Source organism: Foliimonas ilicis, assembly GCF_039939195.1.
Lineage (GTDB): Bacteria > Pseudomonadota > Alphaproteobacteria > Rhizobiales > Rhizobiaceae > Foliimonas > Foliimonas ilicis.
Window position 1 is genome coordinate 95,827 of sequence record NZ_JBDUUH010000006.1, and the last position, 14,357, is coordinate 110,183.

Sequence of the window (14,357 nt, forward strand, 5' to 3'; positions counted from 1 at the left end):
GTGGCAGCATCACTAGCAACAACGACAATTGCCGTTAATTGCAGTAAAGCGTTTCAATGAATTGTGATTTCCGCAATTATTAAACGGAATGCACCGCAGATCTGTTCTTCGGTCCAGCGAGGCGGAAGTTTTCGCAGATTTTGTGTGAATTCCATGACGTCGGTTTCGCCACATGCCTTTCAACGTCAGTAACAGCCGACATTGATCGTGCTGGTGCCGAGATTATTGGTCCCGCGGATTGAAGGTAAGCCCGGTAACTATCCTGCAGGATTGGAACCCGCCCAGCAGAGGCTGCCGACGTCAACTACAGCATCATGGATTTCATACGAGATGCCCGCACTCGTGACGCGACGATCCTGCATTGATGCCGAACATCTATTATAAACCTTCGAGTGCTGGTTTTGTAATCGTCGCGTTAAGCGGGTAGGGTGCGCGAGAGCTTTCGCAAAACCCACCCAGCTGCCTCAGTGACGTCTGCCGCGGCGAGTTTATGGTCGGTCGAGAGTTCGACGGATTCGACGTCTGCGCCGAAAGCCCTCAGGGCGCCCGCTAGAGCCGACGCACCACAGACAACGCGATCATATCTTCCATTCAGCACGAGCACTCTCGTTTCCGAAAGAGCCGCAGCGGGTGGATTCTCCACGACTTGGATGCCACGCAGCAAAACTGCACGGTTGACGACGCCTGGGTGAAGTTGAATTACGGCCGCCAAGAAATTTGCTCCATTGGAATAGCCAAGGAAAGCAAGTCTATTCGTATCGAGACCGTAACCGCCCACGGCGCCTTCAACGAAAGCTGCGAAAGCTTCGGCTTCGCTGCGAATATCCGCCTGGTCAAAAGTGCCGTCATCGAGCCGGCGGAACCAGCGATTGGTTCCGTCGTCGGTCGCTCGACCGCGTACGCCCAAAAGCACAGCGCTCGGCGCAATACGGCGCGCGATCGGCATCAAATCCGCCTCGTTGCCACTCGTCCCGTGCAGCAGTACTAAGGTCGTGCCGTCCGGATTTTCCGGCCTGTTGAAACGATGAATGAAGGGCAGTTCGCGCGGGGGAAAGCGTTCTTCGCCTGGGAGGGCGAATTGCGGCAGCATGGCCCGCAGATCTTCGGCCCGGTCCACGTCGTGCGGCGGCAAAAACAGGGTCTGGCCGAGTCTGTCGGGCGCTTCATCGACTGTCATGCCCGGTCCATCAGTGGCATATTCCATAAGAATGCCGGCGGGATCTCGGACATAGAGCGACAGGAAATATTTGCGGTCGTGAACCTCGGTCGGCCCGTGATCCTTGAGCGAAAGCCGCATGGACCTGACCGCATCGGTGTCGCGCGCGCGGAAAGCCACGTGGTCGGGCACGCCGGCTCCCGGCACGGATGGGACAAAGCCCGAAACTTCCCTGACATCGACGATATCGGTATCGGAAGCCATACGCTGTGTCATGCCGACGCGCTCGTCGTTCCTGTAGCCGAAACGTGTCATGAACTGAGCAGTTTCCGCTGCCTTGTCGGTAAGGACCGTTACGCCTCGCAGTCGAGTGGGCGTATTTGGACATGGAGCGGGCGTGGGCATGTCGACGCCGACCAGCTTCACGATCAGCCCGTCCGGGTCCTTCAACCGAAGAACCGTTTCTGCGAACTCGCGGGAAGGCCCTTCGAACGGAATGCTGCTGGCGAGCGCCCTGGTTACCCAATCGCCGATGGACGCTGGCGGCACGGCAAGTGCAACTTCCGAAACCTGCCCTATGCCGGTGCGACCACGACCGGCGGCCTCCCAGACGAGGAAAGTCAGCAACGAGCCGGGGCTGCCTAGTTCATCACCATAGATCAGATGCAACTGCTCGGCGTCCGCAAAACCTCCGGTTCGCTTCACGAGCCTGAGGCCGAGGAAGCCAACGTAGAAATCGACGTTGGCCTGCACGTTGGCTGTGATGCCCGTAAAGTGATGGATGCCGCTCGCCATGTCTTGAAAACCTTTCGAAGTTCAGTTTCCTGCCTCGCGTGCAAGCACCTTTTGCACTCCCGGATCGGCAGCGAGCCTATCATGCAGCGCCTGCACGTTTGGATACTCTGTTAATGCGCCCGGCAGAAGATTTATCGCCCAGCTGTCGTAAAAGGCATCCGCGTGCCACTCCGGGCCGCGTGACGTAAAGTGCGGGTTGTCGTCCGCGCCGCAGATTACAACACTGCGGGTTGTCATGTGCGCGAAATCGACGTCGAAGAATGGAAAGCGTGCCGCACTTTGCGCGGTGAGCTCGCTGCCACCACGCCCCGGTGCTGCTAAAAGAACGCCCGCCGATATGCGCGGATCGGCAAAGCTCTCCCCCGCAAGCTCCGCGCCGAGAAGCAGACTAACCGTGTGGCCGCCAAAAGAGTGGCCGGCAGCCGCGATGCGCCGGTGATCGAGGCGACCCGCTATTGCTGGCGCGTGCTGTTCCACTTCATCCAAATGGTCGATAATTGCCTTCATCTCGGATACACGCTGGCGCCAGAAGTAAGGCGCACCGGGAGCGTCGTTCGGCAGGCCACCTACAGGAGAATTTCCATGGGTTGGCTGGATCACGGCGAAACCGCGTTCAGCCCAGAACTGCGCCAGAGGGGCGTATCCATCTTTCGACGGAATATACTTTGACGGTCCGGCCCCGTGCGACAGCAGCACGATTGGCATTGCGCCGCCGCTGGCCGGGCCGGTCAGGCGCAGTTCAAGGGGGGTGCGTCCGGCCAAGGGCAGGGTGATCGGGGCATAGGCCACGGTCAATTCGGCCTGGGGCGTTGGTATGGAGTGCGACAGATCGATGAGATTGTTCATGTGTTGTCATCCTTTTGGCGCCCCTGTGCGGCACCGGGTCAACAAGACCATTCCGCTCAGTTGTCGGCCTGGGTGGCTGTCTGGCTGAAGATTGTCTCAGCATCGGCACCTGCGGGTAGGCGCATTGGCGAATCCGGCTCCGTCACGGCGCGCCATACTGCCCGTGCTACGTCTTCGGCCTCTGTTTTCTCAGTCGAGCCGCGCATCATTGAAACATAGTCCTGTACGAAAGCCTCATAGGGCGCCGGGACGTTCATTCCCATGCGCCTCACGGCGTTCATTCCAAAGGCGGTCGTCGGTGCCGACCCCGGCAGGACAAGCCGCGTGCGGATGCCGAATTGCGCAATCTCGAGTGCAAGGCTTTCCGTGAACGCATTGATGGCGGCCTTGCTGGCGCTGTAGACCGACAGTGCCGGAAAGGGGCGCAGCGTGACGCTGGAACTGACGTTGACGATGACGCCGGCACGGCGCGTGCGCATGCCCGGCAAGACAGCCTGGGTCAAGGCCATCGCGCCGAGGACATTGGTCTCGAAAAGTTCACGGGCTTTGGCGGTGTCTACGCCTTCCAGCACGTTCAGCATGCCGACCCCGGCATTGTTGACAAGCGCGTCGACATCGCCGGCGTTTGCGACGGTCTGCGCGATGCTTGCTGCATCGGTGACGTCGAGCGGCAAGATGTGCAGGCGATGGTGCACCGCCATTGTGTGGGCCGCCGGGGTGCGCATGGTTGCGATGACTTCCCATCCTTCTGCGAGGAACAGTTCCGCAGTCGCGAGACCGAAGCCCGACGAAGCGCCGGTGATAAGAATTTTGGGCATTGGTGTGTCTCCTGTCGTTGCTACGACGAGAGATGGACAAAGATTGTCGGACTTTCTATATTCATAAGTCTATAATTATTCAGAGAAAGTCCGGATTGTGGCTATTTCGACAACTGACCCGCTTGCCAGTGTTGTCGCGCTGCTCAAGCCGGAACCCTCGATCGCCAAGCTTGTCAACGGCGCCGGCCGCTGGCGCGTCGAGCGTACAAACATGGCAAGCCCGTTCTACTGCGCCATGGTCGAGGGCACCTGCCTGCTGACCATTCGGGACTGTGCGCCGCTTGTCCTTGAAACGGGAGACTTCGTGCTGGTGCCGGAAGTCTTGGATTTCGCGATGTCGAGCATCAATCCGCCACCAAGTGGCGCCCCGCACCTGCCGCTGGAGATCGGCCCGGGCATGTTCAGCCTGGGCGAACAGGAAGCACCGACCGATGTGCGGTGTCTGGTGGGCCACTGCAGCTTTGCCTCGCCTGACCGGGAGATGCTCGTTTCGCTCCTGCCGGCGGTCATCCATGCACCCGCGCACAAACGCTTAATCGCGCTCGTTCAGATGATCCAGGAAGAGACGCAAAGCGATCGTGCCGCGCGCGACATGGTTCTCGGGCGGCTTTTGGAACTGCTGCTGGTCGAGGCTTTGCGCTCCGCCGAAAGCACTATGGCAGAACCCGGTTTGCTCCGCGGCCTTGGCGATCCCCAACTTGCCCTGGCGTTGCGGCAGATCCATGCAGACCTCGGTGCAAGCCTGTCTGTTCAAGGCCTGGCCGCTGCAGCGGGCATGTCGCGCTCCACCTTCTTTGACCGCTTTCGCGGCGAGGTCGGATCAACGCCCATGGAATATGTAGCGGCTTGGCGGATGGCAGTGGCAAAGGACATGCTGGTGAGGGGCAATATCGCGATGGCCGAACTCGCGCGGCGCGTCGGCTACGGGTCGGTCAGTTCATTCAGCATGGCCTTTTCGCGCCACGTCGGAACACCACCCGGCGCTTTCGCCGCCAGACGCCAGGCCGCATAATCGCACCTCGACCAGTCCCGAGCCGATAATTGAAATGGCGCCTATCGCTCGACCGCTGCGCCGGTTGCCTTCACGGACTTGCGTGTCCGCAACGGGGTGGAAAAGAGACCGTCAGGTTTCGGAGTACGAACGGCAATAGCTGATGTCCTCGAATGACGTTGTTTGGCGGAGGACTGATGAGCGTATACGATAAGGACGATGACGCCTGAATTCATAACCAGCATCTATCGACGATATCGGCTCGTTTTTCTTGTCGCCGCCACCGCCCTTATCGCTGCTTTGCTTCTTGCGTCTATCCAGCCGTCCTCGAATTCGAGGCCGACCGAAGAACAAGAACGGCGCGAGATGGCAATGCTCGATTTCGCTCTTGCGCCCGCGCCGCTTCGGGACATGGCGCTGCGCATAGCCGCCGGCGACGCACCGGAGGTGGATGCTTTGCGAGCGCTGGGTCCGGAGATCGACCGGTCCTATCCCAACCGGCCTCGCATCGGCGAGACTCTCCTGACGGCGGCACTTCGATACCGAAACCTGAAGGCAATCAACGCACTGCTCGAAGCGGGCGCCGATCCACATGCCCTCATCGATCCGGATAGTTCGTCTTCGCAGGTCGTTCACTGGACATTCTTCTACCGGCTTCTGACTGATCGCGGGTTATTGATAGAGGCCGAGGACCGGCGCGACAGCACCTTCTCCAACGAAGCGCTGTCGCTCTATCTGAAGCATGGTGGCGACCCGAACCACTATCCACCGGAAAACGCGGCTCCTCCGTTGGGCGCAACGCTCGACGGCAATCTGACGGGCTTCGAAATGCTGCTCGACGCGGGCGCCGACCCGTGGTCGCGGAACATTGCGGGAAATCCCTGGCTGATGGACCTCGCAGTTTACAGCGGCAAGATCGCGACGCCCTACATTCACCGTCTGGCTGAACGAGGATTCTACGACGACATAACAGACGATCAGGCAGATAAAATCCTCCAATCGGCAAACAGGCGTCTCAAGACCGCAACCGATTTGGGCGAGGCGGCTCCCGCGAGAGCCTATTACGGGGATCTCGGCGATAATGCCTTCGCGATAAAGCTCCTGATCGAACGTTCTGGACGCGAAGTGCCGCGGGACTCGGAGGTCTACCGCCGTCTTTATATCGACAGGCGTCTCGGGGAGTAACCGTTGGTCTGCCTTGTCTGCCTTTCGCTCGCTTCTGCCGGGATAATGGCCGTCCTTAGCGTCGCTTTTAGCGGTTAGGTCGTCCTGTGATACACTGGGCCAACAAGTCGCCGTACGTCCATTGGACATGCGGGCCTTTATCTTGTTGAGGAGAGACGCGATGTGCCACTTCTCCTGACCTGCAAACTCATGCGACGTCAGATAAAGTGCAGTCTGGAATAGACTTTATGGCGCCCTCGACATCCTTTTGAGACGGTAACTTTTCTCCACCAGATGGAAACCACCAGACAGTTTATCTTACGCCCATACGGCGCAACGCCATGGTTGAATGGAAGGCCGTCGCGCTTCAATTCATCTGCGAACCGGAGCGATGTCCTTCAGCGCCTTAATTCAGACAATGTGACAACACCCGAGCGCGCCTCGTCAGAGCGTTGCCAGACGCGCATTCGTTAACGCGCGACCATATGACGAGCGGATTCGTAGTTTTTCTTCGAGAGATAGGATGACGGCTTCCTCGAAATTCACGCCATACATTTTCGTCAATCTACCCAGGCCCCCTGGTGTATAGACATTTATCTCCAGCAATTTGTCACCGACGATGTCGAGCCCGACCAGAAACATCCCTGTCTCGAGTAGCTTGGGACGGACTGTCGCCGCCACGGACAGCATCGAGTCCGTAACTATTACTTTTCGGGCTGTGCCAGATGCGTGAATGTTGGAGCGAATATCTCCCTTCGCCGGTACTCGCTTGAGAGCAGCATATTTGCCACCGCTTATGAGGGGTTCTCCATTCATGAGGAAAAGTCGCACGTCGCCGGATTTAGCCTCTGTTAGATAGGCTTGGGTGATGAGGTATCCTTCGGCACTTGTTGCCTCGACAATCTGATTGAGATTAGAATCGTCCGGCTTGGCAACATGGAAGACGTTTTTGCCTCCCGATCCATGAAGCGGCTTGATGATCACACCCTGCGAGTGATCCTTCACGAAGGCACGAATCTCGCTAAGATCGCGCGAGATAAGGGTCGGTGGTCGGACCTGCTCAGGAAAGCTCTGCAAGTAGAGCTTGTTTTGCGCAATCGCTAATCCATCGGGATCATTGACAACCAGGATGCCACGCTCAGCCGCCAACCGACCAAACAACACGCCTGCATAGGCGGCCCAAGGGCGGTCCGCGGCGTCGAGTGAGGGGTCGCTTCGCAAAAAGAGTATGTCGATGTCGGGGGCGTTATAAGTTCTTCGCCGATCCGAAGCGGCCTTTAGCGCCTCTACGAATTTTTCCACATGTCTGGCCGTGGGCGCCTCAACGCAAAGAATCGCCAGACTGTCGTCGGGTTTCAGCACAAAATCTCCCGGGGTCACGTATACGACGGAGTGGCCACGGGCTTGCGCCGCAATGGCCAACGAAGTCGTCGTATATGCCGGGGTCTCGCCCTCGACGGAATTTACGAAGAACGCAATGCGCATAGTCCTTCCTCATGTCTCGATCATATCCATGGGTGTTAGCCCTGCCATAGCTTTCTTCAACCTTTGCCTGACCGTATTGCTCGCCAGGAATGTCGGCTGGATGGCCGGAGGCTTTAAAAGCCCTCGCGTCCGCAGCTCTTCCACGGCAGCAAAATGCCCTGCCGAGATCTTGCCCATCCAGAAAGGCGTGAGGCTGCCGCCGTTTTTGAGGTGGCTCAAAACCTCCAGCAATCCCCTAAGATAGATGGCGTCCTTGGCGAGGCCGCCACCCCGATAGACCCGTAGCACGACATTGAATGCCCTTTGCTCGTCAAGACCATAATCGGCTGTCAGTAACCTGAAGGTATCTGGAAAAATAGCGCCCTTAAGCATCGCGTTGCAAGCCACTACCCGCGCCGCCAACAGCTGAAGGCGTTCGGGTGTCATACCGCCAGTGAGATATTCTGCGAATACAGCAAGTCCTTCCTGCATGCCCTCATGGCCGGCAAGGCCGGAACTGAGGATGTGTAGACCTTGGGCGGAGCCGTTATAATAGGTCAACAGGTGAACGCCGATCTCGTGGCTTAGAAGCGCTGCAAGGCGTTCAGCCGGCATGGTAGTCGCCCGTGATACCAACAAGCGGTTAGCGGAAACAAGAAGGCCAGTTGGAAGATCGCTACGGATTTCGATACTCGCATCGAAACGGGGATACATCCGTCTATAGTCGCTGATCATCTCACGCGCCGCTGTAGCTACCGTATTGCAATCAATGAGCAGGGTTTTCCGTTTGTTTGCCCTGTCCCGCATCGCCTCATCCTCCAGTATCGCTGTCGCGACATGAAGAAGTTCTGGCTCCACCGCACCGTAGACGGCGCGGCCGATCTCGACAAATTTAGGTGCTTCGCGCAGAGCGATCATCGAGAGTTGAAGATCTAGTTCCTGCTGTTTTTCCAGATATAGCTCCGTGAGCAGGGGGTCTTCCAACTGGTCGAGTGATATCGCGAAGAGCTTTCTCTTTTGTGCGGAGACTTCGAATTCCAGGGGACGGTAGAGGAACGTTGGTGTCTCACTGTATCGACCAGCCTCGAACTCTCCCCATGCGGCTTCCGAATTGATGGGTGTCACAGCAAGCAAGAGGTCGAAAGCACGAGCCACCTTGTCCATGGCGCGGTCCGCTCGCGTGACGGCATCAATGAACGCCCGGCGACCAAGCGAACGATGGGACGCCGGCGCTTTCAATCCACTGGCCTCGACGTAAGCGGCTACTGCGCGTAGCCCCGAATCCATCATGTTGGCGACGACCCGGTCCTTTAAATCCGGATAAATCCCGTCGTGTCCGGGAACACGATAAATCGGCGCAAAACGTACGGTGAGGGTCGAGACGCCTGCCAGACCACTCAATGGAGTGGTCGCATGGACCGAATGGTTCGGCAGCTTCTCGATTCTGGGTGTGCGGTATTTAGATTTTCGGTCTACGGCGGCAGCCGTGAACGCCTCCATTGCAGCATGTTCAGGGGCGCTGCTTCCCGTCGTGACAGCGATTTCAAAAGCGGTCAAAACCGGCGCGTCATCGGTAAGGAAGCGGTCTTTTTCCAGTTCGCCGAAATCGAGCAGCAGAAATGCGTGACAATGCTCAGTGAGCATTCGTGAGATCAGGCAACAAATTTCTTTTGCAAGGGTGGCGTCGGAAGTGAACAGGTAAGACGCATTGGAAGAGACCACGTCGCGTGCTGCGGTCGGTTCCAGCCCAATATGCACACAAAGAAACGGAAGCGGCCGATCAATGTGAAGCCGACCACCATCGGGCAAATCGCGACGGATCGGTTTGCCTTCAGAAATCAGCGCGGCGATTTCTTGCTTGATGTCGGTGATCATCGGTTGAGCAGATGAAACGAGGTCGGGTTTCATCGGCCCGCCAACAATGTTGTCTCCAACAGCGGCACAGTTGCAGCCAGCATCCGGCGCAATTCGCAGATGGCACCATCGTCAGGCTCGCCGGTCCATTCGTCCATGAAGACCTTTTTAAACTCGACGGCGATCGCGCAGCCGGTCTGCGGAAATCGGTGATGGACAAAACGCGTGTGCTCTCCTTTCCCGAAAAAGGCGATGTTCTCGCGAACATCTAGCGGTCTCCCGCGAAATTCAAAGTTCCCTAGTATTTCAATTAATGGATCGACAACAAACGACCAACGTTTTCGGTCCATGGAGTACGTTCCAATGTTCACGTCGGGCGCTATTTCCTGAGCAGTCGATGGGCCGTTGGGTCCAGCTCGCCGATGGTTGTAACTGTGGACGTCGATCACCACAAACTTTCCGAAAAGCGCCTCGATATCGGAAAGGATATTTTCAAGCCGATTATAAAAATCGTCGTGGAATCCTAATGAGGTCGAAATGCAAGATTCGTCCGGCGGATTCGACCACACCTGAAGACCCCAAGCCTGCTCAGGTCTTTGATAAACAGCATCTGCTCGGGCACGATTCAAATCAACCTCAAACCGGGAGCGGTGAACAACAACCCGATTGGGAAAATCTTCGATGAGACTGTCGGTGAATGGGTCCTCCTCGCGCAACCTGTCGGAATCTGAAATACACATCAGTTCCCGCCAATCCTTCCGCAGTTGCGACCCGGCATGAATGGCTGTCCCGATGACCGGCGAATTGCCAAGCTCCACCTCCCAGCCATCATATTTGCGCCGTGAGATCATTTATCCTTCACTTTAAATATCTGCATATCGTCAAGCGACGTCTTCAGCGAAAGTAATACGCTCGCTAGCACAATGTTTGCTTGCAAAGTTGGTTGCAGGGACGAAAAACGGTTTGACAAATTAGCAGCCGAATAGACGGGCAGCAGCTGAAGCTCGCCCGAGCGCAGTCCAAGGGATTTTCCCATCATGCCTGGATATCGCGGCATCGACACTGCCTTGAACCTGGATCATTGCGATGGACTGCTTCATCTGGCGGCGTCGATCATAACGCGCACTGTCGTCCCGTCCTGGGTGAGGATGAGTTTTCCGACATGTGACACACGTCATTCAAGAGTTGCAAATCTACCCGAAAACAAAGAGCTGAAAGACGGCAAACGGAGAATTTAACGTTTTCTCAACGTGATAGCGACATCAAGGTTAGGCTGACCTAACACTGGACCACGGCGTATCCGTCCTTGGCCACCGCGCTCGGTCCGGGTGTAGCCCTGGCCGAAGTCAGAACGGTTGATGCAGTGCAACCGAGCCTCACGCTCTGTTCATCATCCGAAGGCAGGACCCTGTCCGGGATAGAAACGAAACATGGCTTACAATTCTCGATATGACTGGAGCGGAGAACGTACCCGCAAAATTCGGCTCATTCGCCGATTTGCCTCGCTGGCGGTTATCATCAGCGTGTTTTTGTCGTTGATGTATCTCATGTACCATCAGTTGCCGCTTACGTTTTAGCCGGAATCTGGCAAAGGGTGAGACCCGGCAACGCAAGCTTGGGGCTCGTCAGCCGGGTCTCGTGCTGTGGTCGAGGCAGCAATAAAACAATAGCGTAGACAGCGAAACCGGTCTGTATCAAATGACGTAGCTATCACCGGTCTGATTGGGGAACGTAAACTGATCTGTCTGGTTTTCTGGTCACACAGGAGACACCGGTGGCCGAAAATTCAGAGATTGACACTCGACTTCTGCAGTTATGCGACACACTGGATGAGGCGCGTCGATTAATTCGAGAGGTTGTGCGACCCGAACTTGGTGATGCGGAAGTCTGTCTCAATCCAGCCTTCGATGAAGTGCGCAAGGCGCGTGTTCTTTTATCGATGTCAGGGTCTGGTGGATCGAAAAGAAACTTGTAATCTAAAGCTCCTGAAATGGGATGTGTTCCCGCCAGATATTGGGGTCACAATGCCACTTAAACGCTCCCTGCAAGACGTAGAAATCAGCCTAGTGACGCGGATCTCCTGGAATCCATCTTCAATATGACTGCGCGACATGCCGAAACCGAGGAAACCAGGCGGAAACGTGCAGAAGAACTGGTTCGTCTTTTCGTTGCGGGAGAGCATGACCAGGAAAAACTTATTCAGGCCCTCACAAAATCCGCGTCCACGCGAATTTAGCACGATTAGGTGAGACCCGGTGCATCCGCTTGGGGGCTTAGGCTTCCGGGTCTCTTGCCGCCGTGAAGCAGCAATCGCAATATACTACAGGCGCGCCGCTCCGAAAGGGGTTGGCGGGCGTTCTTGCGTCTGCAGGACATCAACGGTTGGGCAGTGCAGAGCAATGTGATAGAGAGGCCCGGCGGGTTTTGGGGTTAAGTAGGTACCGGGCTTCCTGTAGCGAATACGCCACGAATCAATATCTCATGATTTTCGCAACTTCGTTGTACCAAATGACATATCCTTTTTGGAACCAATATCCTCCGGCTTTGTTGCTGTGCACTGGAGATTCAATGACCGGCAATGTAAAAATCGACGCTAGTCCGAACAGACTGTGCGATGCATTGGATGTAGCAAAGCGGGAAATGCGTGGTCTAAGACTTCCGGAGATGGACGAAGTTGATCTCTGTCTGAATCTTACCGTGGATCAAATTTCACGAGCACGCATAAAAATGCGCCATGCCTTATCGAAATTAGTATAAAGTAGTTTATCGGCAACCTTTTAAGGGCATTGTCGGCTGTGAGCGACTAGCATGCTTTCGCCCCAAGGGATAGAAGCAATGCCGCTCAACGAAATCCGGGCAAGGCTCGGCAAAGAACTGTCGGACGATGATCTGATCCAGATTCTTTTCAACCAATCAGCTCCACCTCTTATGGAAAGCATTGAACAACGACGCGCCCGAGCTGTTGCGCTTGTGCAGTTGATCGGCGAAACCGAGGAAGTGCGACGCCACCTGTCTGATGTGCTCGAATTGAACTGTGTCCTTTCAAGTAGCGAGAAGTGAAAGGGCCGCCAGTTTACGGGGCCGAACCAAACGCCATCAAAAAGATTATAGTGCGCCGCGGTCAAGTCTGTGGCAACTCAGATGTCAGCTCCTCTTGCTCGGACAGGAAGCTTTTTAATCCGCTTGTCGGAAACTGAATCTGTACGGATAAATTGATGGACGAGACACACCTTATTTTGGGCTTGGTACGCAGTCTGGGTTATGCGGCGCTTCTCGCGCTCGGCTTTGCATGGGTTGTTGGCCACCTCCCACGAGGAATTGCAAAAGGTGCAGCGATTGGCGCACTCTTCGCAATCGCTGGCGTCGTCTCGATGAGTGACCCGATTACGTTAACGTCCGGACGCATCACCGACGCCAGGACAATCGTGGTTGTGGTAGCCGCAGCTTATGGCGGTCCAATCGGCGCAGCAGTTTCAGGTGTGGTACTGGTGGTTTACCGTTTGGTAATTGGCGGTGACGGAGCAATGTTTGGTGCGATTGGGATCGTATTGACAGGGCTCGCTGCGGTTGCGGTCACCCAATTGCCTAAACGTCTATTTCGTCGAAAATGGCTGCGACTTGCTGTGTTGGGGTTAGCTGGCTCTGCCGGACCTCTTTTGTTGTTTCTTCTTAGCGGCTTTTTATCCGGTCCGGTTTCCGCTGAAATACTAGTCTCGATTGTTGCAGCCAATGTCATAGGCGTGATTGTCTTGGGGTATTTTCTGGACAATGAGCGCAATAGAATGCGCCTGAAACGAACACTGGAGGATGCTGCGAGCACGGATCCGCTTACCAAACTGGCCAATCGGAGAGCCCTCGAAATCCGGGCATTGCCGATATTCGCGTCCACTTCGTCGGCATCGAAACCTGCAGCGTTGGTGATGCTCGATGTCGATCACTTCAAGCGTGTCAATGATCGGTGGGGTCATCACGTAGGCGATGAGGTTCTGGTCAAAGTTGCGGCGGCTATAAGCACGTCTGTTCGGAGTACGGATTTTGTGGCACGTTTTGGTGGCGAAGAAATGGTGATCGTGATGCCATCAACTTCAATAGAAGCCGCAACAGCAACTGCCGAGCGAATTCGAGAGCGCATCTCCAGTTTGGATTTTTCTCACATTGATGCGGCACTGACAGTGACGTTGAGCGCTGGGATCGCTGGTACCAATCTAAACTTTAACGACTTTCAAAGCGTTCTCAAGGCCGCCGATGTTGCGCTTTACAAGGCAAAAATTGCTGGTCGCAATCAGGTTCAATTAGCTGAGGCGGCCTGACCGCTCCGTAAACTTGGCGGAACCAAGATTAACACTGGAATGCGCCCGCCGCTCCGAAAGGGGTCGGCGGCACTTTTTTGCGTTCAGAAACTTTGGAACTGCCGTCGTTCATCTCCGTTGCAGGGCATGGAGGAATGACGATGAAACGTGGAGTAGCAGTTGGATTTGTTGCGTTGTTGCTATCGGGCTGCAACGAGCCCACTCAGCAGCAGCAGGAAGGGCAAGGAACGCAAGCGCCACAATCTGCTCCTGTCGATCAAGATCCGACGCCTGACACCGGTTCAGGTGGAGAAATGCAGGGCAGCAGCCCAAGTGGTGATGAACCGGTGAATTAATTGTCGTTTTGACGGATCGGAAACACACGATGCGCTATTATTTCGATATACATGACGGTGAGGAATACACAGACGATGCGACAGGCATGGAATGCGCGTCTTTGGATGATATGCGCAGAGAAGCGATAGCGGTCTTGCCCTCCATAGCAGTTGAAAAATTGCCCGATGGAAACGACCGGCTGTTTTGGGTTAAAGTACGTGATGCCAATGGACGATTCATCTTCCAGGCATCTTTGCAACTGAAAACGGAAGTGCTCTAGATTTGAGGTTGCTTCAGTTTCTCGCGATCAAAGTGCACAGCATATTGATGGCGAATTGCTACCTCCGCGATGCGATTTCGCAGAATATTTTCATCGAGGACGTCTGACCGTTCACACAGCGCCAGTATGGCGCGCGTTGCCTGCGTTACCGAAACAGGACTCGCAGTCCGAGACCGGGATTGCATATAGGCTTCAATAAGTTCCTCTACAGAGCGTTTCGTTCTCATCTGACGTCCTCCTTATTCTAGTAAAATACGGAGGCAGCCGCTTGGCATTAACAATTGTTATGCCGGGATTGATTCTTTGCGAATAGACATGGCCAATCGTCATAAAGCGCGTAGGATGACCTTGCGCGTATCTTTCT

The 14,357-nt window shown here is 55.8% G+C and carries 13 protein-coding genes; 6 read left to right on the plus strand and 7 right to left on the minus strand.

What is annotated here, in order from left to right:
* Window positions 1-415 precede the first annotated feature (415 nt).
* From ABFT80_RS14565 to ABFT80_RS14575, 3 genes are read right to left on the minus strand one after another with little or no spacing between them, the layout of a single operon-like run.
* Window positions 416-1,951, minus strand: coding sequence for a VOC family protein (locus ABFT80_RS14565; protein WP_347972656.1), 1,536 nt, complete (start codon window positions 1,949-1,951; stop codon window positions 416-418).
* A 21-nt stretch (window positions 1,952-1,972) separates the two neighbouring features.
* Window positions 1,973-2,797 carry a dienelactone hydrolase gene (locus ABFT80_RS14570; RefSeq protein WP_347972657.1) on the minus strand — a complete coding sequence of 275 codons (825 nt, stop codon included), beginning with the start codon at window positions 2,795-2,797 and terminating at the stop codon, window positions 1,973-1,975.
* Window positions 2,798-2,853: 56 nt separating this feature from the next.
* A complete protein-coding gene (locus ABFT80_RS14575) occupies window positions 2,854-3,615 on the minus strand; it encodes an SDR family oxidoreductase (RefSeq protein WP_347972658.1) in 762 nt (253 codons plus the stop codon).
* 97 nt (window positions 3,616-3,712) lie between these two features.
* Here ABFT80_RS14575 and ABFT80_RS14580 point away from each other — a divergent pair, with 97 nt between their 5' ends.
* Both ABFT80_RS14580 and ABFT80_RS14585 read left to right on the plus strand, forming a co-directional pair.
* Complete coding sequence (locus tag ABFT80_RS14580) at window positions 3,713-4,627, plus strand: helix-turn-helix domain-containing protein (RefSeq protein ID WP_347972659.1); 915 nt, start codon at window positions 3,713-3,715, stop codon at window positions 4,625-4,627.
* A gap of 198 nt (window positions 4,628-4,825) precedes the next feature.
* Complete coding sequence (locus ABFT80_RS14585; RefSeq protein WP_347972660.1) at window positions 4,826-5,791, plus strand: ankyrin repeat domain-containing protein; 966 nt, start codon at window positions 4,826-4,828, stop codon at window positions 5,789-5,791.
* Window positions 5,792-6,214: 423 nt separating this feature from the next.
* On the opposite strand, the gene ABFT80_RS14590 is transcribed toward ABFT80_RS14585, so the two are convergent.
* Genes ABFT80_RS14590 through ABFT80_RS14605 form a run of 4 tightly spaced genes read right to left on the minus strand, consistent with a single transcriptional unit; the run spans window position 6,215 to window position 10,127 of the window.
* Window positions 6,215-7,255: a glutathione synthetase gene (locus ABFT80_RS14590; RefSeq protein ID WP_347972661.1), complete on the minus strand. Its 1,041-nt coding sequence runs from the start codon at window positions 7,253-7,255 to the stop codon at window positions 6,215-6,217.
* A 9-nt stretch (window positions 7,256-7,264) separates the two neighbouring features.
* On the minus strand, window positions 7,265-9,142 hold the full coding sequence (locus ABFT80_RS14595; protein ID WP_347972662.1) for a flavohemoglobin expression-modulating QEGLA motif protein: 1,878 nt from the start codon (window positions 9,140-9,142) through the stop codon (window positions 7,265-7,267).
* Window positions 9,139-9,939, minus strand: a complete 801-nt coding sequence (locus tag ABFT80_RS14600) for an N-formylglutamate amidohydrolase (protein WP_347972663.1) — start codon at window positions 9,937-9,939, stop codon at window positions 9,139-9,141. The genes ABFT80_RS14595 and ABFT80_RS14600 overlap by 4 nt, the downstream gene beginning before the upstream one ends.
* Window positions 9,936-10,127: a hypothetical protein gene (locus ABFT80_RS14605; protein ID WP_347972664.1), complete on the minus strand. Its 192-nt coding sequence runs from the start codon at window positions 10,125-10,127 to the stop codon at window positions 9,936-9,938. Before ABFT80_RS14605 ends, ABFT80_RS14600 begins: the two co-directional genes overlap by 4 nt.
* 1,796 nt (window positions 10,128-11,923) lie before the next feature.
* Between ABFT80_RS14605 and ABFT80_RS14610 the strand changes: the two genes are divergently transcribed.
* The 4 genes from ABFT80_RS14610 to ABFT80_RS14625 all read left to right on the plus strand — a co-directional run bounded on the left by ABFT80_RS14610 (window position 11,924) and on the right by ABFT80_RS14625 (window position 13,993).
* Window positions 11,924-12,148 (plus strand): hypothetical protein, encoded by a 225-nt coding sequence (locus tag ABFT80_RS14610; protein WP_347972665.1) that lies wholly within the window; start codon window positions 11,924-11,926, stop codon window positions 12,146-12,148.
* A 155-nt stretch (window positions 12,149-12,303) separates the two neighbouring features.
* Window positions 12,304-13,398 (plus strand): GGDEF domain-containing protein, encoded by a 1,095-nt coding sequence (locus tag ABFT80_RS14615; RefSeq protein ID WP_347972666.1) that lies wholly within the window; start codon window positions 12,304-12,306, stop codon window positions 13,396-13,398.
* 140 nt (window positions 13,399-13,538) lie between these two features.
* Window positions 13,539-13,733 (plus strand): hypothetical protein, encoded by a 195-nt coding sequence (locus tag ABFT80_RS14620; protein ID WP_347972667.1) that lies wholly within the window; start codon window positions 13,539-13,541, stop codon window positions 13,731-13,733.
* A 29-nt stretch (window positions 13,734-13,762) separates the two neighbouring features.
* Window positions 13,763-13,993, plus strand: coding sequence for a DUF6894 family protein (locus ABFT80_RS14625; protein ID WP_347972668.1), 231 nt, complete (start codon window positions 13,763-13,765; stop codon window positions 13,991-13,993).
* Window positions 13,994-14,357 lie beyond the last annotated feature (364 nt).

What these genes read in the sequence shown, in the direction of transcription:
- ABFT80_RS14565 (WP_347972656.1), bottom strand. Translation starts at nt 1,951, where the DNA reads ATGGCGAGCGGCATCCATCACTTTACGGGCATCACAGCCAACGTGCAG.
- ABFT80_RS14570 (WP_347972657.1), bottom strand. Translation starts at nt 2,797, where the DNA reads ATGAACAATCTCATCGATCTGTCGCACTCCATACCAACGCCCCAGGCC.
- ABFT80_RS14575 (WP_347972658.1), bottom strand. Translation starts at nt 3,615, where the DNA reads ATGCCCAAAATTCTTATCACCGGCGCTTCGTCGGGCTTCGGTCTCGCG.
- ABFT80_RS14585 (WP_347972660.1), top strand. Translation starts at nt 4,826, where the DNA reads ATGACGCCTGAATTCATAACCAGCATCTATCGACGATATCGGCTCGTT.
- ABFT80_RS14590 (WP_347972661.1), bottom strand. Translation starts at nt 7,255, where the DNA reads ATGCGCATTGCGTTCTTCGTAAATTCCGTCGAGGGCGAGACCCCGGCA.
- ABFT80_RS14595 (WP_347972662.1), bottom strand. Translation starts at nt 9,142, where the DNA reads ATGAAACCCGACCTCGTTTCATCTGCTCAACCGATGATCACCGACATC.
- ABFT80_RS14600 (WP_347972663.1), bottom strand. Translation starts at nt 9,939, where the DNA reads ATGATCTCACGGCGCAAATATGATGGCTGGGAGGTGGAGCTTGGCAAT.
- ABFT80_RS14605 (WP_347972664.1), bottom strand. Translation starts at nt 10,127, where the DNA reads ATGATGGGAAAATCCCTTGGACTGCGCTCGGGCGAGCTTCAGCTGCTG.
- ABFT80_RS14610 (WP_347972665.1), top strand. Translation starts at nt 11,924, where the DNA reads ATGCCGCTCAACGAAATCCGGGCAAGGCTCGGCAAAGAACTGTCGGAC.
- ABFT80_RS14615 (WP_347972666.1), top strand. Translation starts at nt 12,304, where the DNA reads ATGGACGAGACACACCTTATTTTGGGCTTGGTACGCAGTCTGGGTTAT.
- ABFT80_RS14620 (WP_347972667.1), top strand. Translation starts at nt 13,539, where the DNA reads ATGAAACGTGGAGTAGCAGTTGGATTTGTTGCGTTGTTGCTATCGGGC.
- ABFT80_RS14625 (WP_347972668.1), top strand. Translation starts at nt 13,763, where the DNA reads ATGCGCTATTATTTCGATATACATGACGGTGAGGAATACACAGACGAT.